Raw genomic sequence first — 22888 nt, forward strand, 5'->3', positions numbered from 1 at the left:
CTCAAAAATAATTTCAATTACTTGCGCTAGCGAGTAACAGCTTTTCAAATTTACCGAATTTGTCTGGAAACCATAGAGCTGTGGCACCACCTGAATCCATTCCGAACTCAGAAGTGAAACACAGTATCGCCGATGGTAGTGTGGGGTCTCCCCATGTGAGAGTAGGTCATTTCCAGGCGCTAAACATTGCTTAACTCAAAGAGATAAGCGAGTCTCCTAGCCCTGACAAGCTAGCGACTTAAAAAGAATTTAGCATTATGCGTAAGCACTTTGCTAAAGGAGCGGTAGTTCAGTTGGTTAGAATACCGGCCTGTCACGCCGGGGGTCGCGGGTTCGAGTCCCGTCCGCTCCGCCAACATAAAGACGAAAGCCTCATCGAAAGATGAGGCTTTTTTCGTTTAAGCATGACGATAAGCCCTAACGCTTCTTGTTTATAAAGAATGTTAGGGCTTTTTCGTATCCGTTATTTAATAAACAAAGGTGAAAGCTTCAGCACTTCTTATTGAAAATAGTTCAGAGGCTTTTCATTGTGCGTAAAAAGTTCAATAGAAAGTCGCATACTGATCACGGATTTACAAACTGATTAATGCCTTGCTGTATAGTATGTGAAGTGATACAACTCTCTACTAGTTTATAGAGCTATAATGGGTGCCGTAAGAACTAAGGTTATAAGATGAATTGTCGTTTAGGTTGTGGTGCATGTTGCATTGCGCCATCTATTACTACTCCTATTCCAGGTATGCCAGATGGAAAGCCGGCAGGGATTAGATGTATACAGCTAGATGATAGCAACTTATGTAAATTGTTCGGACAGCAACAAAGACCTGCCGTATGCGGTTTGTTCGCGGCAACCGAAGACGCTTGTGGTAAAACCAATGCTGAAGCTCTGTGGTTAATCGGGTCTTTAGAAATGGCTACAAGCGCCTAAAAAACCTTTAGAAATTTTCGTTCAGATACTTATTTTACGGATTGTTAATCGATGCAGTTAACTCGTTACACAGATTATGGCTTAAGAACGCTGATGTATTTAGCGGTGAACTCCGAGCGAGAGTCGCTTTTCCGTATCTCTGAGATCACAGAAGTATTTGACCTGTCTGCCAACCATATTTCTAAGGTTGTACATCATTTGGGGAAGCTAGGCTATTTGCAAACCGTTCGTGGTAAGAGTGGCGGTTTTAAACTTGCTAAACCTGCAGCTGAAATCAATATCGGTCAGGTGGTACGGGCTTTAGAAAACTCTTTGGCGCCTATCGACTGCAGTAAGCCATATTGCTTGTTTACCCCAGCTTGTAAGCTAAAGGGAGCATTAGGCGATGCCGTTAATGCTTATTTGGCTGTGCTAGATGCCTATACTCTAGATATGATAGTAACAAACAAGCAAGAGCTTAAGTCGCTACTGCCAGATCTGTCTATCTCAATCTTGCAGTAACGCTTGGTCTGCTAATGATTTGGTGGCTACACGTTGCGGTAATAACTGTGAGGTGGGCACCAAGTCGATATTACTACTCTGCAAACGGTGTAGATTCTCATTGAGAAACTCGATTGTTTCTGGGTATGGGTGCGCTATGACCACAATATTGCGCTTAGTGTGTGCCAAAGAAATAGCATAGTTAAACTGTTTTTCTAATCCTGCTGGCGATCTATCGTTATCTAGAAATATCTCCCTTCTTAATAGTGGTACACCCATTGACTCCGCTATTGCACCTGCTCGAGTATATTTGGTCGTCATGCTATCGATAAAATATAAATTGTGCTGCTGCAACGACTCCATAACCCAACGCATGGGGCTATTAAGCTGGGTCAGCAAACTTCCCATATGATTATTAGCGCCGCTAGCGTTAGGTACGCTATTGATAGAGTCTGCTATTTGGGTCTTCAACTCTGTTTCGCTCATAGTGTTAGTTAAAGCGCCGGGACCAATAGCCTTGCCATTTAGCGCTTGCATCGGCAGGTGGACTAAAACTTCATTCCCTTGTAGGTAAGCTTCTCGGGCGAGACTTTGGCCTAATGGCGTGTGCGGCAATATAGAAAGAGTGATGTTGGCGGGCAAACTCAACACCGCCTTATCAGATTGACGATATCCGAGATCATCAATAATGATGGCCATTTTGCTGGCGAATACACTCGAGCTTGGTAACAATAAAAAGATGAATAATAGAAAGTAGCGCACAGGTTATTATTTTTCTGCTTGAATCCATGCTATAGCCGAGCTGACCAATTTATCTTGAGCAACAGACTCACGGAGTGAATTTTTTTCGATTATAGGCATACTTTCCTCATCTGATACAGCTTCTAGTTCGATTTTTATATCTGGTTCAATACCTTTCGAGTTAATGTCTTTACCGTTTGGTGTCGTGTATTTGGCTATTGTTAGCTTAATGGCATTGCCATCCATCAGGGTCGGAATAAGACTTTGTATGGTGCCCTTGCCAAAGCTAGTTTGGCCGATTAACTTGGCTCGACCATTTTCTTGTAAGGCTGCTGCTAGCACTTCAGATGCAGACGCAGAGCCTTTATTTATCAGTACCGATAGCGGAATGTTAGTTGCCATAGTTTGCGGTGAGGCGTAATAGTCAGAATTTGCATCGAAGAAGCGCCCCTCAGTCGCCACGATCCGTCCCTTGTCGAGGAATATGTCGGCAACGGTAATTGCTTGGTCTAGTAGCCCTCCAGGGTTATTTCTAAGGTCAAGAATAATGCCGTTTAGCTTCTCTGATTGCCAAGCTGATAGCTGTTTGACAAGCTCTTGAGTGGTATTCTCTTGAAAACTCGAAAGACGGATATAGCCAATCTGATTGTCGAGGATCTCGGCCTCGACAGAGTTTATTGCGATAAGGCTCGGACTGATGGTAACAGAGTAGTGTACATCTGAGTTGGCTCTCACCATCTCAAGTTCAATGGGCTGGTTATCTAAGCTATGCTGCTTGATCTCATTGAGAATACTCTCTAGTTTCTCTGCGGTAACTCGTTGTTTATTGAGTTTGATGACTCGGTCACCCGGTTTAATCCCAGCCGCTTCTGCAGGTGACTCTGCGAAAGGCGTAACTATGGTAATTTGGTCGTTATCAGTCGCTATTTCAACACCAAAACCGAAGTATTCACCACTGTTGAGCTCTTGCATACTGGTAAAGGTTTGTTTATCTAGGAAGCTTGAGTAGGGATCGAGCTTATTGAAAATGCCTTCGATGGCAGCCTCTATAAGTTCCTCTTCTGTGAATTTTTGTACGTAATAGGTCTCTACAGTGTCGATGATATCGAGAAGCACTGGGTAACTTAAGTGAGACTTATATTCTTGGGTGTGTTCTTGTCCGGATAGGGTAACCGATAACCCTAATGCTAACCCCACTGCAAGACAGCAAAAGTAACGAATGCACTGTGACATATTAACCCCTCATATATTAAGGGGTTATATGGTCTAACGTTTGCAATACCTTGCAGGATCGACAGCTTGCCCCTTGTGCCTTACTTCAAAGTATAGGCCAGGCTCTGTCTGTCCACCCGAACGCCCGACTAAAGCAACCGGTTCTCCTTTGCTAACAGAGTCACCCGCGCTCTTTAGTAATGCTTGTGCATGACCGTATAAACTCATGTAGCCTTTACCGTGATCGACCACTAAAACCATACCAAAGCCGCGTAGCCAATCGGCATAAATCACCTTACCGCCAGCAATTGCGCTCACATTTTGGCCTTCATCGGCTGAAATGATGACGCCTTTCCACTTCACCTGGCCGGAGCGTCTACTACCAAAGGCTGATTTTATATGCCCCTTGGTGGGCCACTTTAGCTTGTTACGGCTAGATAGTCCTTCGTATGACGGGTTGTTCTTCATTGCAAGTAAGGCTTGCTCGACCACCCTCTTAAGGCTGGCTTCTTCAATTTGTAGTTGCTCTAGTTTTGCACCGCTATTGTTTAAGGTTCTTTGCAGTTGTGTCAGAGTATTCTGTCTTTGCGACTGTTCTTGATTGAGCTTTTTAGCTTGCTGCTGCTGTTCAAGCACCAGCTGATTCAGACGATTTTGTTGTTCTTGCTGATCCGCTTGAATTTGGTCTAACTCTTTTAAGGTTGTCTGTAATTGGTTTATTGAGTCGATACGAGCATTATTCAAATATTGATAATAAGCCAGAAGGCGCTCAATACTTGCTGGGGACTGCTGATTTAACAGCATTTTTGTGTAATCGTGATTTCCTGCTAAATAGGCACTCGCGAGTTGATTTGACAGTGATTTTTGTTGTGCTTTTTTTAGTTTATCTAATTGAACATGTTTTCTGTCTAGTTCAGCAATTTTCTTATCAGTTTTAGCTAGAGCTTGCTTGGTGGTGTTTACTTTTCTTGCTGCTTGAGCAATCGCTTTTTCATCATCTTTCAATAAAGAGACCAATCGCTCCCTTTGTTTACTGGTATTTTTAACCGCAGACTGTTGCTTGTTTATCTGCACTTGAATCGATTTTAGCTCAGACTGACGACGCTCTAGATCCGTTGCGTTAACCGTTAAAGGAAGTGATAGAAAGCCAGCAATAATGCTGGCTTTTATAAAAAATCGAATGTTCACGTGTTATACCAATTCCATTAAATAGTTGCTCATTCAGCGGGAATTAAAATCACTTTAGACAAGCAAGTGGCTTGTAGCTAATAGTGATTCTATATTGAAAGCCACATGTGCCGTATTAAGTGATTTTAAACCCGCACAGCGTGAGCTTCTCAGGACTTTCACTGCTGCGTTGCATTGTCTCAAAAGGGATAACCATTTCTTCCACAATGCGCCTTGAATTGAAAGCCCTGAGAAAGCTCTGAATTGAGCACATCTTTAGTGGAGTTGGTATATTACTCTTTGAGTTGTATTATTGAGCGGCCTGTCATCTCTGCAGGCACTTCTTGTCCCATTAAGGTTAACATAGTCGGCGCTAAATCACTCAAACGTCCACCTTTTTCGATCTCTGCGTCACGTCCAACATAGATTAATGGTACTAACTCACTAGTGTGGGCGGTGTGTGCTTGACCGGTTGACTCATCGGTCATTTGCTCGGCATTGCCGTGATCGGCGGTAATTAAGCACTCTCCACCGACTTTCTCTAGCGCTTCGACAATACGACCAATACAGCTATCGACAGCTTCACAGGCTTTTACTGCTGCATCGAAGTTACCAGTATGACCCACCATGTCACCGTTAGGGTAGTTACAGATGATGACATCGTATTGTGTTGACTCGATAGCTTCCACTAACTTATCGGTCAATTCTACTGAACTCATCTCTGGTTGCAGGTCATAAGTCGCAACTTTAGGAGATTGAACCAGAATGCGATCTTCGCCCTTGAACGGCTCCTCTTTACCGCCGTTGAAGAAGAAAGTCACATGAGCATACTTTTCTGTTTCAGAGATACGTAGCTGAGTCAGATCTCGATTCTGTAGCGTCTCACCTAGCGTATTAACCAAGTCGCTTGATGGATAAGCGATAGCGGCTTTTATATCGGCGGCATATTCAGTTAGCATCACGAAATTAATTTTCGGCGTGACCGCTCGCTTGAAACCATCAAAGTCGGCATTTATAAAGCTGCGGGTAATTTGACGGGCACGATCGGCACGAAAATTCATGAAAATCAGCGCATCATTATCTTCTAGTTTTATGATGTTGCCCTGTGCATCGGGAATCGCGGTACTACCAACAAACTCATCATTTTCATCACGAGTATAAGCAGCTTCGATACCTTCGACTGCACTGGTTGCTTGGTGCAGACCTTTGCCTTCCGTGATCAGTTCATAGGCTTGTGATACACGATCCCAGCGATTGTCTCTGTCCATGGCGTAATAACGCCCTATTAGAGAGGCTACCTGCCCAGTGCCTAAGGTCTTGAATAGCTCTTCAAAGTGAGCAAGTCCTGGCTTCGCGCTGCGAGGCGGGGTATCGCGACCATCTAAAAAGGCATGCAGATAAACTTTCTTGGCACCACGCTTCACCGATAGACGGCACATAGCTTCGATATGATCTTGGTGACTGTGAACGCCGCCAGGAGACAAAAGCCCCATGATATGAACTGCAGCATCAGCCTTGATCGCATCATCGATGGCCTTGATTAGAGTCGGATTAGTATCAAACTCGCCATCATCGATAGCCTTGCTAATGCGAGTTAGCTCTTGATAAACGATGCGGCCAGAGCCAATGTTGATGTGGCCGACTTCAGAATTACCCATTTGGCCATCAGGTAGACCAACATCGATGCCTGAACCTGAGATTAAACTATTTGGATATTTGGCAGTTAACTGGTCTAGAACCGGTGTGTTGGCATGAAAAACAGCATTTTTCTGTGTGTTTTCACGGTAACCCCAGCCATCGAGGATCAGCAGTGCCAGTGGGCGTTTGCGTGTCATCATGGTAGTACCTTTAAGTTTAAAAAATAAGATTGAAATCGGAATTGGTTAAATATTACTACCAATTGCAGTACCGCATAAAGAAATTTACCTAGATTGCTGTTATCGAATTGCATGATAGGGACTAATTCAAGCCTGCTTACGGGCGTCAAGCGTGACTAACGCTCTGTATTCTGTCTCAAGCAATGGTATACTCTGTGCCCTCATTATATTTGGCCCTGAAAATAGTAGGCAGTTAACGATGCAAGAATATATGGAATTTTTTAAAGCGAACCCGATGTTAAGTGTGGCTTGGGTTGGTTTGTTTATCGGACTTATCGTCATAACGATTAAGACAAGTGTTTCTAAAGTTAAAAATGTTGATCATCAAGAAGCGACTATGATGATCAACAAACAAGACGCTAAAGTGGTTGATGTGCGCGGGAAAGAAGAGTTTAAGAAGGGTCATATCGTTGGCGCTATCAACCTACCGCTAGCCGATATAAAAAATAATCAGCTTAAAACCCTTGAAAACTCAAAAGCGAGTCCCATTATAATGGTATGCAACGCTGGCATGACTTCGTCTCAAGCTGCTCAACTGATGGTTAAGCACGGTTTTGAAAACGTGACTAATCTGAAAGGTGGTATGGGTGAATGGCAGTCAAATAATTTGCCTGTTTCAAAAAGCAAAAGATAGAAGTGTTGGTGTAGCCATTGTTTTTTTGTTGAGAAATTGATTAGAGTGTTAGCTCTCAACTTATTATGGTTACCGGCATTGAACTGAGGGGAAGCTCCCTCCAAAAAAGCGTCTGTTGACTAAATAAATCAAGAACCGGGACAGTAAATTAGGTGTTTACCTAAGCTTACCAAGCCCTGAGACTGGCTCTTTTTAAGTAGCCTCATTAACTTTTTTAAAGGTAGGATAGTATGGCTGAAGTAGCAAACAACGAACAACAAGGTCCACAATTCAACATTCAACGTGTTTACACAAAAGATATCTCTTTTGAAACACCAAACAGCCCAGCTGTTTTCCAAAAAGAGTGGAACCCAGAAGTTAAGCTTGATCTAGATACTCGCAGCAACAAACTATCTGATGACGTATATGAAGTTGTACTGTCTTTGACTGTTACAGCTAAGAACGGCGAAGAAACTGCATTCTTATGTGAAGTTCAGCAAGCGGGTATCTTCGCTATCGCTGGTCTAACTGAACAGCAGCTAGCTCACTCTCTAGGTGCATACTGCCCTAACGTTCTTTTCCCATATGCTCGTGAAGCAATTGGTAGCTTAGTTAGCCGTGGTACTTTCCCACAACTAAACCTAGCACCAGTTAACTTTGACGCACTATTTGCTCAGTATGTTCAACAGCGTCAAGCTGCAGCAGCTGATGCACCAGCAGAAGAAGCTAACGCTTAATCGCATGAAAAACACTGCCGACATTACGGTACTGGGGGCGGGCTCTTACGGGACCGCCCTTGCCATTTCTTTAGCGAGTAATGGCCACAGAACCATGCTTTGGGGACACGAACCCGAGCACATAGAAAACCTGAAAAACGACAAGTCTAACGAAGCGTTTTTACCGGGTATTCCACTTCCTGACCTGCTGATCCCTGAAGCTGATTTAGCGACGGCTCTAGCTGCATCTAATAATGTACTAGTGGTCGTACCTAGCCATGTATTTGGTTTGGTACTGAGCCAAGCCAAACCGCTTCTGCGTAAAGATTCGCGTATTGTTTGGGCTACTAAAGGCCTAGAGCCTGAGACTGGCCGTTTAATACAAGATGTTGCCCGCGAAGTGTTAGGCGATGAGTATCCATTAGCTGTGTTATCGGGACCGACTTTTGCAAAAGAACTTGCTGCAGGCATGCCGACTGCGATTTCGATTGCGGGTACCGATCCTCAATTCACTAAAGATTTAGTTGAATTGCTGCACAGCCCTAAGCGTTTGCGTGTCTACGCCAATGATGACTTTATTGGTCTGCAATTGGGCGGCGCAGTTAAAAACGTTATTGCTATTGGCGCGGGTCTTTCTGATGGTATCGGTTTTGGCGCTAATGCTAGAACGGCTCTTATCACCCGCGGCCTAGTTGAGTTGACTCGACTCGGTGAGGCTATGGGGGCACAAGCCTCTACCTTTATGGGAATGGCCGGACTCGGTGATTTGGTACTAACGTGTACCGATAACCAGTCTCGTAATCGTCGCTTCGGTTTAGCATTGGGCAAAGGCTCAGATGTTGAAGCGGCTCAAGAAGAGATTGGCCAAGTGGTTGAAGGTTATCGCAACACTAAAGAGGTTTACACGCTAGCTAAGCGTTTAGGCGTCGAGATGCCGATTACCGAGCAGGTTTACCAAGTTCTGTATAAGGGTAAGTCTCCAGTAGATGCTGCTAAAGAGCTGCTCAGTCGTGAGCAGAAGTCTGAGACATCGTCGGCAGAATAGTGTTTTAGCTATTAGACTGAACAACTTATAGAGTTGATTAAAACCGAAGCCTAGCTTCGGTTTTTTGTTTTTCAGCGTCAGCTCTCATTGGGATTAGCACTTGCCTGAACAAATCCCACCTCTTGCCGTCTATGGTGCAGATGTTGGTAGTGGCATAAGTACTTCCCTGTATAGAAAACAGTGCTAAAATGGCGCCCTTTTTTATACCTAGCGTTTACGGACGATAGATAGAGCTTATTTAGGAGTTTTCGAGTGAAACATCATGACGTCATCATTATTGGTGCTGGAGCCGCTGGCCTAATGTGCGCTGCGACTGCGGGTTACCGTGGTCGAGATGTATTGGTGCTCGATAACGCTAAGCAAGCGGGTCGCAAAATTCTTATTAGTGGTGGTGGCCGCTGTAACTTCACCAATCAAAAGGTTGAGCCTGCAAACTTTATTTGTAGTAACCACCACTTTGTAAAGTCAGCCCTTGCGCGTTACCGCTCGAGTGACTTTATCGAACTAGTTGAACGCCACGGTATTGAGTATCACGAACGCGATCACGGCCAGCTGTTTTGTAATGACTCGGCCAAAGAGATCGTCACCATGCTGCTTACCGAGTGTGAGTGGGCTGGCGCGCAGATTAAATTACGCACTGAAATCAGTGAGATCACTAAAAATAGCGAAGGTCTGTTTGAAGTCTTGACCGATAAAGAGCACTACAGCTGTCAATCGCTAGTTATCGCAACGGGTGGTCTGTCTATGCCAAAGCTTGGTGCCTCACCTTATGGTTACCATATTGCGGAGCAGTTTGGCCTAAAGGTATTGTCGACTCATGCTGGTCTCGTGCCTTTTACATGGCATAGTGAGCAAAAGCAGCGCTTTGAGCCGCTATCGGGTATTGCGGTGCCAAGTACCATTACCGCTAAAGATGGTACGCAGTTTAGTGAAGCGCTTTTATTCACTCATCGAGGCTTATCGGGTCCGACCATTTTGCAGATCTCTAATTACTGGAACCCTGGCGAGGCGATCAGTATCAACCTTCTGCCGGGTGAGGATGTACGCGCTAAGATCCAACAAGCACTTGAAGCTAGCCCGAAACAGAGCTTGCGTAATGCCTTGTCACAATGGTTGCCTAAGCGTTTAGTCGAAGTGCTATTTGACGAGAGCTTGCTTAATAAAGCTCTCAATCAACTTGTGCATGCCGAGCGTGAACAGTTAGCGCTGGATCTTGAGTCATGGACATTAGTGATGAATGGCACCGAGGGCTATCGCACCGCAGAGGTTACATTAGGCGGCATCGATACCGATGAATTGTCGTCAAAAACCATGGAAGCCAAGTCTGTCCCTGGCTTATTTTTTGCCGGTGAAGTGATGGACGTCAGTGGCTGGCTGGGAGGCTTTAATTTCCAGTGGGCTTGGAGCTCGGGCGTTGCGGCTGGACAGGCCGCATAAGCAGTACAGTAGCATTCTCCTTTGCACACCTCTTCTGGGTATCTAGCTTTAATCGGTTAGATACCGTTTTACATCTCCCATCTTAGAGTCCTAAGTGATCAAAATAATCGTCTGAGGCTAAATGTTGAGCATTGATAGCTGGCGCTCAACTCTGTATCGTATTGATTATTCATGGGGGACTCCGCTTTCTTAACTCTTTAGATAAGCTTATTGCAAAGAAGAACACCCCCTATTATTTAAGTAAGAAATGGATGTATTACTTATGAAAAAGCTTATTGCGGCGAGCATATTGGTTTCGCTCTCCTCTGCTGCGAGTGCGGATGAGCAAGAAACACTTGATATGAGCGATCCTACCGCCGTCTATTCTTCGCTGGGCATTTCAGTCGATACGAGAGAAGACCTTGATGTGAATGGTGGCTTTGCTTGGGGTGTGAATCAGCTACTGATTGAAACTAAGGGGGGAGGAGACTCTGTTAGTCTGACCTATGCCAGAATGACGGAAGGTTCGGGCTTGTATGCCGAGACCACCTTTAATAAAGATCTGCGCTCAGTCAATGCTGGTTATATTACGACGTTTTCACTGGCCGAAAGCATGAAGCTCTACCCTGTGATTATGGGGGGATATATCAATGATGAAGTCAGTGATGATGTGACACCGATTATGAGTACTGGGTTTTATTTTAGATATAACTTCGGATCAGGTTTTCATCTAGGTGTCGATCCCTTCTACACCATAGGTACCGATAGTTTTGACTCCTTTGTCGTCGACACCTTTTTGGGGTATCAGTATAAGAGCCACCGTTTTCGTGTCGGTATCGACGAGGATAAAGAGGTGAGTCTAGAGTACAAGATCGCCTTCTTCTAGAAACCCTGTCTATTATTAGTTTTAAAGCCCATAAAACAGGGCTTTATTATCTCCTCCTCCCGACAAAAAACAGAGTCGTTTTAGTAAGTAACAGACTTGATTAGTCAAAGATTAGGCGTATTGTGATTAAATACGGCGAGTCTGCTACAAGTGATTAAGGATGGTTTCTGTGCGCATACTGATGATGATTTCTCTGTGCCTAACGCTTAATGCATGCGATAGCGGCGCAAAACATGTGGCGTTAGGTAGTCTTGAGCGGCAACGTATCGCACTGACGGCAACTACCAATGAGGTTGTGGTCGCCTTACCTGTAGCGCAAGGTAGCATAGTCACCAAAGGCACTGTGCTGGTGCAACTCGATGATACACAGCAAAAATCCCACGTCGCCAAGGCATTGGCTGATGTTGCTCAAGCCACTGCCAATTATGAGAAATTACTTAAAGGTGCCCGTGAAGAGGAGATCGCAGCGGCCAGAGCTGCGGTGGCAGGGACTAGAGCGCGGCTGCAAGAGAGTGAAGCAAATTACCGTCGCATAGCCAGTATGGCCAAGGATAACCTTGCCAGTAAAGCCGATCTCGACCGTGCCTTGGCCAGCCGTGATGCGGATGCTGCTAACCTTGAGAGCGCTCAGGAAAACCTGTTGGAACTCGTCAGTGGTTCCCGTGAAGAGGATATTCGCTTCGCTTTGGCAAACCTGCAGGCCAGCGAGGCTGTGTTGTTGGGTGAGCAGAAGAAACTCGATGACTTAACCATTCGAGCCACCCGCGATGGTATTCTGGATAATTTGCCTTGGAATTTGGGTGAGCGCGTTACTCAAGGTAGTCCGTTGGCGGTGGTGTTGGCGGGTAAGGCTCCCTTTGCACGAGTCTACGTGCCTGAGCCTTACCGGGTGAAGATCAGCATTGGTGATGCGCTATTAGTCCATGTCGATGGCATCGACAATCCCATCGAAGGTAAGGTGCGCTGGATCTCCAATGAACCCGCTTTCACCCCCTATTATGCGCTTAATCAAGAGGAGCGCTCACGCCTGATGTACCTCGCCGAGGTGCAGCTCCCCGATAGCTCGGCAGCACTGCCCAGTGGCGTGCCAGCTCAGGTAGAGATGCCATGAGCGAAACGGTCATCAAAACTACACAGTTATGTCGCGACTTTGGCAGCTTGAAGGCGATCCAAAATCTAGATTTTGAGGTTGAGAAGGGGCAGATCTACGGCTTTCTCGGCCCCAACGGCTGCGGCAAAACCACCGCAATTCGTATGTTGACCGGTCTACTGCTGCCAACGGCGGGTGATATTGAGATCTTAGGGCTTCAGTTGCCGCGAGATGCTGAGAAACTACGGTTGAAGATCGGTTATATGACGCAGAAGTTCTCTCTGTATGATGATCTTACCGTTAAAGAGAACCTTAAATTTATCGCTAAAATCTACGGTTTATCTCGTCGTGAACAAACCGCTCGTATTCAAGAGTTATTGAACACCTATGGACTAGAACAAAAAGCCGACCAGCTGGCTGGCAGCATGAGTGGTGGCCAGAAGCAGCGCCTAGGCTTGGCGGCAGCAACCATGCATAAGCCTGAACTGCTATTTTTAGATGAGCCTACCTCGGCTGTGGATCCTGAGAATCGGCGTGATTTTTGGGAGAAGCTATTCGATCTGTGTGAACAGGGCACCACTATCTTAGTCTCGACCCACTATATGGATGAGGCCGAGCGTTGCCATAAGCTTGCTATACTCGAGGCTGGCGTTAAGCGTGTCGATGGCTCGCCTGAACAACTGATGCAAAATATGGGCGCACAGGTGGTTGAGGTTGAATCGACAAGCCTAAGAAGACTTAAACAAGAGTTGCTGGCACTTCCTGAAGTAATTAGCGCCGCTCAGCTCGGTTCCAGATTAAGAGTCTTAGTTAAAACCAGCTGTCATGATCCCATCGCTTTTCTGAGTCAAAAGCAGTCTCTTGCACTCGACGCGCTAACACTGGTGAGGCCGAGCCTTGAGGATGTATTCGTCACCTGTACGGGTAAGGGGCGTCAATGAAGACGCTTTACCGACTACAGGCGATAGTGATGAAAGAGCTAACTCAGCTTAAGCGCGACAGAATGACCTTTGGTATGGTGGTGATGATCCCACTGATCCAGTTGATGCTATTTGGTTTTGCCATTAATACCAATATTCGGGATATCCCGGTCGGGGTTGTTGATCAAAGCCAAACCGCCTTGAGTCGTGTGCTAATTCAAACCGTAAGAGCCACTCAGGTGGTGGAATTCACCGAACATTTTTATGATACCGAGAGTGCTCATGCTGCTATCGCCCGTGGTGAAGTTAGAGCGGTATTAGTGATCCCTAACGATGTCAGTCAGCGTTTAGTACGCCACAAAACTGTGGGGCTCGGCACGCCACCCTCCAGTGATGAAGAAACCAGTCGCCCTGTGGCGCAGTGGATTGTGGATGGCTCAGATACTATGGTGGCTGCGGCGATAAAAAGCCTGCGTGCCATGCCATTAACTGCGCTGCTTGGGATGCCCGCTAATCGAACCACTCCGACATTTGAGGTGGCGTTGTTTTATAACCCAGAGCAGCGCACCGCGGTGAATATCGTACCTGGACTGGTGGGGGTCATTCTGACCATGACCATGATTATGTTTACCTCGGCTGCCATTGTACGTGAGCGTGAACGGGGAAACTTAGAGATGCTGATCACCACGCCAATTCGCCCCATAGAGCTAATGCTGGGTAAAATTATCCCCTACATGTTTATCGGCATTGTGCAGGTCATCATTATTCTTGGTCTGGGATATAGTGTTTTTGATGTGCCGATAAACGGTAGTTTGCTGCAGCTGGCCGGGGCGACCTTACTGTTTATTATGGCGAGTCTAACCTTGGGGCTCGTGATCTCGACCATAGCCAAAAGCCAGCTACAGTCGATGCAGATGACCATTTTTGTGCTGTTGCCCTCGATTCTCTTATCTGGATTTATGTTCCCTTACGAGGGGATGCCTATTGAGGCGCAGTATATTGCAGAGGCGCTGCCTGCCACGCACTTTATGCGACTTATTCGTGGTGTGGTGTTGCGAGATGTTGAAATTATCGATATGACCTATGACGTGACTTGGTTGGCGGCATTTACGATTATTGGTCTCATCGTGGCATCGATGCGCTTTAAAAAGAATTTAGGCTAATCTATATCGTCAGCCACTAGTTATAACCTAGGATATAGCTAGGGGTTTCATCTTCTCGTTCTTCTGTCTGATCCTGCTCTTGTTTTAACTCGGACTCACTATCGGGGATTTTACATAGAGCAAAATCGCTCTGGTGATAGATATTCAAAAAGTAGTTTTCCATATAAGCATTCCATTAATTAGCTTGCCTGTTTAATTATGTATAGTTTAAAAAACAGCTTTGATCGCCTTATGGGAAAATTTATTTACTGTTTGCTATTATTTAATCTTATTTTTAGCTCGCTGAGTTAAAGTTTAAATGAGCGTTTTAAGATTTGGATAAAAATGAGATTTTTAGCGGTTCTATTTTTTGCAGCATTGTTGAGCGCCTGTTCTAGTGCGCCATCTCAGTTGAACTCAGCGGATAAAACACCCTCTTTATCGAATACTCCTGAGACAAAAAATCAATTAATACAGATGCATCGAGAGTGGAAGGGCGTTCCATATCGTTTAGGGGGGATGGGTAAGGGCGGTATCGACTGCTCGGGGTTTGTGTTATTGACCCTCCAGAGCCGTTTTGGAGTGCAACTGCCTAGAACCACAGCGCAACAGAAAGAGATGGGTAAGAGCGTTAGTAAGAGCCAGTTACGCGCTGGTGATCTGGTGTTTTTTAAAACGGGTTGGAGCACTCGTCATGTGGGGATTTACATCGGGGATTCCCAGTTCCTGCATGCCTCGACTAGCCAAGGTGTGATGATCTCTAGCTTGAATAATAGCTATTGGAAGCAAAAGTACTGGTTATCGAGGAGACTGTGATTGGAGTGCCTCAAAGTGCTAGCAAGCTTGAGTTAGCATTCTGAGGCGATATTTTGCTGAGATTTGATAGTAATTGCGATTAGAAGCGACGACCGACCGAAAGTAGCAGCTGATCCCAGTTTAAGAATCCGTATTCGATAAACACGTTCCACTCATCTTTTGGACCGAAATCGTACACCATGCTGACCGACATATTGTGGCTTTCAGAGCTGACTAAGTGAACATCATAATCGATGGCTATCCCGCCAGGTCTTCCGAGTAGCGGAATATTGAAGTCGTAACTACCACCAATTTTCTGATTGATCATCTGATAGTTATAGCCGACTAAGAAGGCTAGCTTGTCGCCGCCAACATCATATCTTTGCCCCATACGCACCGAGCCGATATAGGTTTGAATCGTGCTATCTGTAGTGGTTGTCCACGAGTTGGTAAAGGCAGCTACGCCAGTGAAGATAAACGGATGCATGCCTGGGATCACCTCGGCTTGCCCTGCCAGTACCGCGCCTAAGCCTAAATTATAAGCCGTGTACTCGATAGGAATAGGCAACACCATATCGATACCGCTATTGCCTAAGCCTTCTGCGTTACTCAAGTCCGCTAGAATATCTTTGTGACCCTTAGTGTAACCTGCAAGACCATAGATATTCAGGAATGGCAGCACCCAAGCATCGGCCCTAAGCTGAATACTTTCATCTTCTCCGGTGATGATCACATCGTCCGCAGGGATCACCACATTGGCATTAAGCTTGTTTAGCCAGCCACTGCCTCTTAGGCCGAGGTTGAAATTGTCTTTGGCATCGTAAGCAACCGATTGCTTGTTGTAGTAAATATTAAAACCGACAGGAATAGGTAACTGATAACCTAGCTCACGCGCCTTATCGCCCCAAATAGGCAGATTGCTCCAGTGGGCAGGTTGTTTGCGCTCGATGTCTGTTGTGTCGCTATTGGTGTTGGCCCACGAATTAAAGGTGATAGCACTCAGTAGCATCACAGTAACAAGGTGTTTGTTCATTTATCTCGATCTCTAGATTAAATTTAAAAAGCTTCGGTAAAGGTAAGGTAGAAGCCGCTGTCATCGTCACTAAAACCTAGATCGACGCGTACGTTCATCCGAGGTTGCAACTCATAGCGGTAACCAAAGCCATAGCTATATAGAAGTTTTTCGTACAGTTGGATATCTGTGCCAGCGATGGAGCCGACACCTGCCCAAATCGTTGCCCCATGAGCCGATAGCTCTCCATTGCCACGCAAGAAAGTATGGCGATATTCTAAGGTGTGTTCGATAGCAGACTTATCGCGGTAACGCCCTTGATAGAGGCCACGCAGTGATGACTGTCCGCCGAGTGTAGGCAGATCGTAGTAAGGCACTTCGCCTTCACTCCACTGGTAAGCGTTATAGAAAGCCAGCACCTTCCCTAACGACAGTGTTAGGTAATAGCGTTGGTCGATCAGAATTTTTTGGTACTGGTTATCGCTACCAAAGCTTGGGTTATAGTTGATGTACTCAAAGTTGAGGTACTGACCCTGCCAAGCGTTTACCGTGACATCGCGGCTATCGTAATTGAACGAGAAGCCTAAGCCTATCGATAACGGCTTATCTTTAAATTGCTGAAAGTTCTCATCATCGATTGCCGTTGGTGGCAGGTTAGTTTGGTCTGGTTTGAAGTAATTTAGGCGTAGGGCGGGGCCAAAATAGAAGCCGTAATCACTCTTAAAATCCAAGTTCGCGTGATAGGTCAGCGAGGTCTTATTTAATAGGGTATCGTCCGATGCTGGCTGTTTTTTACCTGCGTCATAACCCACGCCCCAGAAGTTCTCACTCTGATCGGCTAATACGAATAGGCCACTGTAACGGATGTCATCGTTATCGAAAAATAGGTTTTGTCTCGAACGCAGGCTGTAGCCCACGTCGCCTTCACCCTTATTGACTATGCCAAACAGAGACACGCTAGAGCGTTGCAATTCACTCTGCTCTCGCTCAGTTTTAAAGGAGTAGAGGCCACCAAGAGCCATCATTAAACCGTTTTCAGGTGTGAACGCCGGGCCGCCTAAAATATCGAACATGGCTAAGCCATTTTTGTCGATATGGTTGCGCTTGGCGTACTCGAGATCCGTGATGGCAGTGCTTAGCTCATCACAAGCTTGCTCTGTGCTGCAATCATCTTCTTTGTTATCGAGTGTATCGATCGCATCATCATAGGCTTGGCTGCGCTCTTCAGCCTGTTGTTGGCTGCTGAAAAAGGGTTGTTCGCTGCTTTTTGTCGGTAAAGTTTGCAGAGACTGTTCGGCATTGATGATGTTGGAAAAAAGGATAGTTGCTAACGCTAGGCAAACGCGCAATAAGTCCTGTGAGCTGTTCAATAGTGTCACCTGAATTCGTGTGAATTCTCGTCGATTCGAGTAGAGGCAAGAGTACGGTAGAAATTATTGAAAACAAGCGTTGCCATAGGCAGTTACATCAAAAATATTGCGACCAATATCTCGTTTACAGCAAATGTATTAGCTTCTGTTTGTTTTTTGAATAGGTGTGGTGTGTTGTCTAGTGAATAACCAATAAATCATCGGCTCGCAGTTTTTGTATTTAACGCTAAATTTATCGAGTTTAATTAGTTAACTTTGTGCTACTTTAACGCCACACTATAGAGACGCTAACGTTCACGATAAACTTTCAAATAAGCAGTTTATCCATGATCAGATTGAAGGAACAGAGAATGAGCAAAGCTAGAATCGGTATTGTGACAGTAAGTGATAGAGCCAGTGCGGGTGTCTATGAAGATCTCTCAGGCAAGGCGATTATTGATGTACTTAACGAATACCTGACGTCTGAGTGGGAGCCTATTTATGAGGTGATCCCAGATGAGCAGGATGTGATTTCTGCGACTTTGATTAAGATGGCCGATGAGCAAAACTGTAGCCTTATCGTGACTACAGGCGGCACTGGTCCGGCTAAGCGCGATGTGACTCCTGAAGCAACAGAAGCGGTATGCGACCGTATGATGCCGGGTTTTGGCGAGTTGATGCGCGCGGAATCATTGAAGTTTGTACCGACAGCAATTTTATCGCGTCAAACAGCAGGCCTACGTGGTGACTCACTTATCGTTAATCTACCGGGTAAGCCAAAGTCTATCCGTGAGTGTTTAGATGCTGTGTTCCCTGCTATTCCATACTGTATCGACCTAATGGACGGTCCATTCTTAGAGTGTGACGAGTCGGTTATTAAACCGTTCAGACCTAAGGCCAAGTAAGTCCTATTTGGAATTGGAAGAATAAAGAGCGTGTTTAGATGCGCTCTCAATCTTTCCCCGCTATTCCTTACTGTATCGACCTAATGGACGGTCCATTCTTAGAGTGTGACGAGTCGGTTATTAAACCGTTCAGACCTAAGGCCAAGTAAGTCCTATTTGGAATTGGAAGAATAAAGAGCGTGTTTAGATGCGCTCTCAATCTTTCCCCGCTATTCCTTACTGTATCGACCTAATGGACGGTCCATTCTTAGAGTGTGACGAGTCTGTTATTAAGCCGTTCAGACCTAAGGCCAAGTAAGTCCTAGCTAGATCCGACAGAATAAAGAGCGTGTTTAGATGCGCTCTCAATCTTTCCCCGCTATTCCTTACTGTATCGACCTAATGGACGGCCCATTCCTTGAGTGCGACGAGTCTGTTATTAATACCAATCAGTATAAAGATTTGGTCGCTCAGCGAGAGTTTAGCGGTTATGAGGCAAGGCAACGAGTGAAGAGCATAGTTGTTCTACGGTTAAGCTCGTTAACACAGCATCAGAGCCGCTAAAACTCGTCATTCTGGAGCGTTTTTGGCTGCCTACTTCTGCGTTAAACAGCTTCACAAGGGAATAACCATTCTTTCAGCTACTCGCCTTGAATTAGTTTGCCAAAAAATGCTCTGAGTAGATCAACTTCTTATACTGATTGGTATAAGCCGTTCAGGTCTAATGGAAAAGCCTTTGTGAGAGTGTAATGAGTCGCTAATCAATTTTTTAGACCTAAAACAAAATAAATCACTCAATTATTTCTCGATTTCTATCTAATCCCTAGCTATTGCTAGGCTTTTTGTTTACTGGCTTTTTATATTTATTCACAAACTTTTATAGTCTTTATGTATTTATATCTCAATAACTTAAAAAGGCATGACTTATTCTGAGATCAAATAGCGCCTATGCGCAGGATGATTGTACGGAGTAGTAGAATGGATTGGCTTGTTTCTTTGAGCATTAAACGAAAGTTGATGGCTGTAATGTTGGTATTTGGCTTTACCGGATGTGCAATTTTGGTAGATGTGGTGTTTCGCACTGCAGAGGTCGAACAGAGTTTTAATGAATACGATCAAGCGGCAGTTAATAGTCAGAAGTACTTGTTATCAATTAGCCGTGATATGAACTACGTGTCACGTTTATCTCGTAGCATTATGTTGGGGGATGACTTTAGCAAAAACTTTAACCTGCTAGAAACACGTATTCAGGATATTTATAAGCATTTCGATGATCTAGATACTTCGATTGACTTCATTGTTATGGATGCAGATCGACAACATATCTATCAGCTTACGAATAATTCTAAACAAGCCACTACAGCCTTTTTAGAAGATGGCCGTACGCGAATGTTAGCACTGAAATCTGTCGAGCGTACACCAGAGGTCCTGCAAAAGGCATGGACGGAATACAGTAAGGGGGCAAGCCCTTTTGCAAACGAGGCCAGACTAACATTTAAAAAGCTGACCGAGGGGGAAGCGCAACTTCGTTCACGGATTCAGGCTGAGGCAATCAGTGCTTTGGCATCTATGCGGTTGCAATTACTTGGTTTAACACTGGTCTCTTTTGCATTTGCCGGTATTGTTTTGTTTTTTGTCTCCCGTGCGATTTTACGTTCTGTAGATAACATGCAGCAGTCCATTACCTCGATTGAAGCGGACTCAGATCTTACTCGCCGAATTCAGATCACCTCTCAAGATGAATTAGGTCAATTATCGCAGTCGTTCAACTTGATGCTCGATAAGTTTCAAGCAAGCTTACAAGGCGTTGCTGAAACGTCGACTTCGTTGGCTGAGTCGTCTCAAGGAATGGCTGCGATAACGGCTGATGCAGCTAACTCAGTACAAACTCAGCGTGACGAACTAGAGATGGTTGCAACTGCCATGAATGAGATGACAGCAACAGTGGTTGAAGTGGCTAAAAATGCCAATGATGCTGCCGACGCCGCAGTGCAAACAGATGGTCAATCTCAAGCTGGCTTGGCTGTGGTGAATAGTACGGTTGAAGCCATTGAGAATTTAGCTGTTGGTATTGAGCGTGCATCGCAGGTCGTTCATGACCTAGAGCGTGACAGTCATCAGATAGGCTCTATTTTGGACGTGATTAAAGGGATTTCTGAGCAGACTAACTTGTTAGCGCTTAACGCGGCGATAGAAGCGGCGAGAGCGGGTGAGCAAGGGCGTGGATTTGCAGTGGTTGCCGATGAAGTGAGAACCTTGGCGAGTCGTACTCAAGCGTCGACAGAAGAGATCCAAGCCATGATTGAGAAACTGCAGGGCGGCGCCAAGCTTGCTGCGAGTGCGATGTCGGATAGTCGGCAGTATGTCGATGATAGCGTAAGTCATGCTCGCAGTGCGGGTGAGGCACTACAAAGTATCGTTGTTGCAATTGCAACGATTACCGACATGAACACCCAGATTGCCACTGCTGCCGAGGAGCAAAGCACTGTATCTGAAGAGATTAACGCAAATATCGTTAATATCAGCCATGCGGCAGAGCAAACAGCCAATGGCACGAATATTAGCTCTCAGGAGAGCGAAAACTTAGCACATATGGCTAAGCGGCTGTCGGTATTGGTGCAAGAGTTTAAAATCTAATAACTCATCTAAATAGTGGTCTTTCTTTTCTGAGGGCACAACTTGTGCGGGTAATGAGTGATTACCCGCGCTAGCCAGTTATAAACCAAACACGATCTTCTCGCTCTTGAGAGACTTTTGCATGCCAATCGCAAGCCCAAGGGCAATGGCGAGGGTGAATGCCGAAGACACGGCAAGCTGAGTGAGCGGTAGTTCGCGGCCTTTAATAAACTCAATCAATGCCTGTAGTTGGCCCGATACCGGCAACCATTGAATCGTCTCTGGTGCGATATTGTAGCTGGCCGCCATGGCTAACATCATAGGTACCATCAGCACGATAGTGATATACGACTGGGCTTCCTTAAAGCTCTTAGCCATAAAGGAGACAAACAGCTGCAAGCTGGCCGCCATAACCGCCACTGGCGCACCAACAACAATCATCATCAGAATAAAGTTAGTGTTAACGCTCACGGCAAAACCAAGCTCCTGCCAAGGTACAAAGGCGTAGGCGAATTTTGAGACGATGAGTGTGAGGATCAGGCCCACCATGGCAAAAATGGTGACCGCAGTAATTTTGGCGATAACGATTTCCCAGGTAGAAACCGGATGACTCAGTAGTAGCGCCAGTGAATTACGCTCACGCTCTCCAGCGCTGGTGTCGATGGCTAAGTTCATGCCAGAGATGAATACCGCATAAATCATGGTCATGGTTGCTAAGCCTAAGATCATCCCCGCCTTAGAGTCTGGAGTAGCCTTATCTTCGACATTAAGCTTAATCGGCTGCATCACGCGAGGGTCAATACCGCGAGCGATAAGACGTAGGCTGCCCATCTCACCACTGTACTCTTGCAAACTTTTCTCTAAACGACGAATCGAGATCTGTAGCTTTTCATTTGATGCATCGGCAATCAAAGTGACCTCAGCGCTCAAACCCTTTGCCATATTGGCGGCATAGTCATCGCTAATAATGAGCTGGATATCTTTGGTGTCCTCGCCATCACCTTGGGAAATGCCGCGGCTCGATAGAAACTTCACCAGATCCGGTGCACCTTGGGCATTACCGATCTTAATATTAAGATCTTCTGGGCTGGTGAGTTGACCGATCAACAGAAAGAACATACCGCACATTAGCAATGGCGCGCCCATTGCGTAGTAAAGACCTGCCATTACCGAGCGTTTATCGCGAGCGGCATCGATCAGCTCCTTGCGGATCATTGAAATTATTTTATTACTCATTTTAAAATCCTTTTATCGCCAGTATTTAGGCTGCTATGCCTTCATCGGTACCAATCAGTTGAATAAAGGCATCTTCGAGAGAGTCCTTACCCGTTTGCTGGCACAATGCATCTGGGCTGCCTACGGCAACAACACGGCCTTCGGCCATAACTATCACTTGGTCACAAAGTGCGGCGACTTCTTGCATCACATGGCTGGAAAACAATACACAATGACCTTGGTTTTTTAGATCGCGCAAGATGTCGCGCAGTACGCGAGTACTCATTACATCCAGCCCACGAGTCGGTTCATCGAGAATGATATTGGTAGGCTGGTGGACAATCGCTTGTGCCAGCGCCGTCTTCATTCTTTGGCCTTGAGAGAAGCCTTTACACTGTCTATCGGCGATATCGGCAAGGTGCAATTTATCGATGACCTTGCTGGTCGCTATCTTCGCCTCTTTGCGTGACAAGCCATTTAGCTCGGCAAAGTAGCTAATATATTCCCGCGGCGTTAAGCGCTCATATAAACCAAATGGATCGGGGAACAAGCCTAATTGCTGCTTGGCGGCAACTGGCGATTTTGCGATATCGATACCATCGATTTCGGCGATGCCGTTATCAGGCTTTAATAAGCCAAACACCGTGCGCAAACAGGTGGTCTTGCCTGCGCCGTTAGGGCCAAGTAGACCCGTGATCTGGCCATCGAGTGCCGAAAAGCTTAAATCGTTCAGCGCCTGCACATCTCCGATGCGTTTTGATAAATTTGATACTTGTATCATGGT

Annotated in this window: 23 protein-coding genes, 1 tRNA gene and 1 rRNA gene; 16 read left to right on the forward strand and 9 right to left on the reverse strand. The window is 45.7% G+C overall.

The genetic code is table 11. From position 1 onward, the window contains the following. Window positions 1-62 precede the first annotated feature (62 nt). The 4 genes from rrf to SHAL_RS00215 all read left to right on the forward strand — a co-directional run bounded on the left by rrf (window position 63) and on the right by SHAL_RS00215 (window position 1429). Window positions 63-178, forward strand: a 5S ribosomal RNA gene (gene rrf, locus SHAL_RS00200). Window positions 179-278: 100 nt separating this feature from the next. Then, window positions 279-355, forward strand: a tRNA-Asp gene (locus SHAL_RS00205). 318 nt (window positions 356-673) lie between these two features. Continuing rightward, window positions 674-928 (forward strand): YkgJ family cysteine cluster protein, encoded by a 255-nt coding sequence (locus tag SHAL_RS00210; RefSeq protein WP_012275172.1) that lies wholly within the window; start codon window positions 674-676, stop codon window positions 926-928. A gap of 51 nt (window positions 929-979) precedes the next feature. Continuing rightward, window positions 980-1429, forward strand: a complete 450-nt coding sequence (locus SHAL_RS00215; protein ID WP_012275173.1) for an Rrf2 family transcriptional regulator — start codon at window positions 980-982, stop codon at window positions 1427-1429. On the opposite strand, the gene SHAL_RS00220 is transcribed toward SHAL_RS00215, so the two are convergent. From SHAL_RS00220 to gpmM, 4 genes are all read right to left on the reverse strand, one after another. Then, window positions 1415-2107 (reverse strand): divergent polysaccharide deacetylase family protein, encoded by a 693-nt coding sequence (locus SHAL_RS00220; protein ID WP_012275174.1) that lies wholly within the window; start codon window positions 2105-2107, stop codon window positions 1415-1417. The two genes, SHAL_RS00215 and SHAL_RS00220, sit on opposite strands and share 15 nt — an antisense overlap. Before the next feature lie 69 nt (window positions 2108-2176). Then, window positions 2177-3382 (reverse strand): S41 family peptidase, encoded by a 1206-nt coding sequence (locus tag SHAL_RS00225; protein ID WP_012275175.1) that lies wholly within the window; start codon window positions 3380-3382, stop codon window positions 2177-2179. Window positions 3383-3415: 33 nt separating this feature from the next. Further along, a complete protein-coding gene (locus SHAL_RS00230; RefSeq protein ID WP_012275176.1) occupies window positions 3416-4549 on the reverse strand; it encodes a murein hydrolase activator EnvC family protein in 1134 nt (377 codons plus the stop codon). Between the two features lie 272 nt (window positions 4550-4821). Beyond that, window positions 4822-6366, reverse strand: a complete 1545-nt coding sequence (gpmM, locus tag SHAL_RS00235) for a 2,3-bisphosphoglycerate-independent phosphoglycerate mutase (protein ID WP_012275177.1) — start codon at window positions 6364-6366, stop codon at window positions 4822-4824. A gap of 238 nt (window positions 6367-6604) precedes the next feature. Here gpmM and SHAL_RS00240 point away from each other — a divergent pair, with 238 nt between their 5' ends. The 8 genes from SHAL_RS00240 (at window position 6605) to SHAL_RS00275 (ending at window position 14254) form a co-directional block, all read left to right on the forward strand. Further along, the gene (locus SHAL_RS00240) at window positions 6605-7039 is read left to right on the forward strand and encodes a rhodanese-like domain-containing protein (protein ID WP_012275178.1); all 435 of its coding nucleotides are present in this window, start codon (window positions 6605-6607) and stop codon (window positions 7037-7039) included. A gap of 230 nt (window positions 7040-7269) precedes the next feature. Next, window positions 7270-7755 (forward strand): protein-export chaperone SecB, encoded by a 486-nt coding sequence (gene secB, locus SHAL_RS00245; protein ID WP_012275179.1) that lies wholly within the window; start codon window positions 7270-7272, stop codon window positions 7753-7755. Between the two features lie 4 nt (window positions 7756-7759). Beyond that, the gene (gpsA, locus tag SHAL_RS00250) at window positions 7760-8779 is read left to right on the forward strand and encodes an NAD(P)H-dependent glycerol-3-phosphate dehydrogenase (RefSeq protein WP_012275180.1); all 1020 of its coding nucleotides are present in this window, start codon (window positions 7760-7762) and stop codon (window positions 8777-8779) included. Between the two features lie 252 nt (window positions 8780-9031). Beyond that, the gene (locus SHAL_RS00255; protein WP_012275181.1) at window positions 9032-10216 is read left to right on the forward strand and encodes a BaiN/RdsA family NAD(P)/FAD-dependent oxidoreductase; all 1185 of its coding nucleotides are present in this window, start codon (window positions 9032-9034) and stop codon (window positions 10214-10216) included. Between the two features lie 262 nt (window positions 10217-10478). Further along, on the forward strand, window positions 10479-11081 hold the full coding sequence (locus SHAL_RS00260) for a hypothetical protein (protein ID WP_150102042.1): 603 nt from the start codon (window positions 10479-10481) through the stop codon (window positions 11079-11081). 160 nt (window positions 11082-11241) lie between these two features. Beyond that, window positions 11242-12192, forward strand: a complete 951-nt coding sequence (locus SHAL_RS00265) for an HlyD family secretion protein (RefSeq protein WP_012275183.1) — start codon at window positions 11242-11244, stop codon at window positions 12190-12192. Continuing rightward, a complete protein-coding gene (locus SHAL_RS00270; RefSeq protein WP_012275184.1) occupies window positions 12189-13112 on the forward strand; it encodes an ABC transporter ATP-binding protein in 924 nt (307 codons plus the stop codon). Before SHAL_RS00265 ends, SHAL_RS00270 begins: the two co-directional genes overlap by 4 nt. Continuing rightward, window positions 13109-14254, forward strand: a complete 1146-nt coding sequence (locus SHAL_RS00275) for an ABC transporter permease (RefSeq protein WP_012275185.1) — start codon at window positions 13109-13111, stop codon at window positions 14252-14254. Before SHAL_RS00270 ends, SHAL_RS00275 begins: the two co-directional genes overlap by 4 nt. A 16-nt stretch (window positions 14255-14270) precedes the next feature. On the opposite strand, the gene SHAL_RS23175 is transcribed toward SHAL_RS00275, so the two are convergent. Beyond that, window positions 14271-14417 (reverse strand): hypothetical protein, encoded by a 147-nt coding sequence (locus SHAL_RS23175; protein ID WP_190273616.1) that lies wholly within the window; start codon window positions 14415-14417, stop codon window positions 14271-14273. Window positions 14418-14578: 161 nt separating this feature from the next. Here SHAL_RS23175 and SHAL_RS00280 point away from each other — a divergent pair, with 161 nt between their 5' ends. After that, window positions 14579-15049, forward strand: a complete 471-nt coding sequence (locus SHAL_RS00280; RefSeq protein WP_012275186.1) for an NlpC/P60 family protein — start codon at window positions 14579-14581, stop codon at window positions 15047-15049. 79 nt (window positions 15050-15128) lie between these two features. Here the strand turns inward: SHAL_RS00280 and SHAL_RS00285 are convergent, their stop codons facing one another. Continuing rightward, complete coding sequence (locus SHAL_RS00285; RefSeq protein ID WP_012275187.1) at window positions 15129-16061, reverse strand: hypothetical protein; 933 nt, start codon at window positions 16059-16061, stop codon at window positions 15129-15131. Between the two features lie 23 nt (window positions 16062-16084). Then, window positions 16085-17410 carry a BamA/TamA family outer membrane protein gene (locus tag SHAL_RS00290; RefSeq protein WP_012275188.1) on the reverse strand — a complete coding sequence of 442 codons (1326 nt, stop codon included), beginning with the start codon at window positions 17408-17410 and terminating at the stop codon, window positions 16085-16087. A 350-nt stretch (window positions 17411-17760) separates the two neighbouring features. Between SHAL_RS00290 and mog the strand changes: the two genes are divergently transcribed. The 3 genes from mog to SHAL_RS00300 all read left to right on the forward strand — a co-directional run bounded on the left by mog (window position 17761) and on the right by SHAL_RS00300 (window position 20910). Continuing rightward, window positions 17761-18294, forward strand: coding sequence for a molybdopterin adenylyltransferase (mog, locus tag SHAL_RS00295; RefSeq protein ID WP_012275189.1), 534 nt, complete (start codon window positions 17761-17763; stop codon window positions 18292-18294). A gap of 336 nt (window positions 18295-18630) precedes the next feature. Beyond that, on the forward strand, window positions 18631-18837 hold the full coding sequence (locus SHAL_RS23635) for a hypothetical protein (protein ID WP_012275191.1): 207 nt from the start codon (window positions 18631-18633) through the stop codon (window positions 18835-18837). A 414-nt stretch (window positions 18838-19251) separates the two neighbouring features. Beyond that, complete coding sequence (locus SHAL_RS00300) at window positions 19252-20910, forward strand: methyl-accepting chemotaxis protein (RefSeq protein ID WP_012275192.1); 1659 nt, start codon at window positions 19252-19254, stop codon at window positions 20908-20910. A 78-nt stretch (window positions 20911-20988) separates the two neighbouring features. Here the strand turns inward: SHAL_RS00300 and SHAL_RS00305 are convergent, their stop codons facing one another. Together SHAL_RS00305 and SHAL_RS00310 are read right to left on the reverse strand one after the other, a co-directional pair. Next, window positions 20989-22125 carry an ABC transporter permease gene (locus SHAL_RS00305; protein WP_012275193.1) on the reverse strand — a complete coding sequence of 379 codons (1137 nt, stop codon included), beginning with the start codon at window positions 22123-22125 and terminating at the stop codon, window positions 20989-20991. 25 nt (window positions 22126-22150) lie between these two features. Then, window positions 22151-22885, reverse strand: a complete 735-nt coding sequence (locus SHAL_RS00310) for an ABC transporter ATP-binding protein (protein WP_012275194.1) — start codon at window positions 22883-22885, stop codon at window positions 22151-22153. Window positions 22886-22888: the final 3 nt, after the last annotated feature.

Origin of the sequence: Shewanella halifaxensis HAW-EB4 (assembly GCF_000019185.1) — a bacterium.
Taxonomy (GTDB): domain Bacteria; phylum Pseudomonadota; class Gammaproteobacteria; order Enterobacterales; family Shewanellaceae; genus Shewanella; species Shewanella halifaxensis.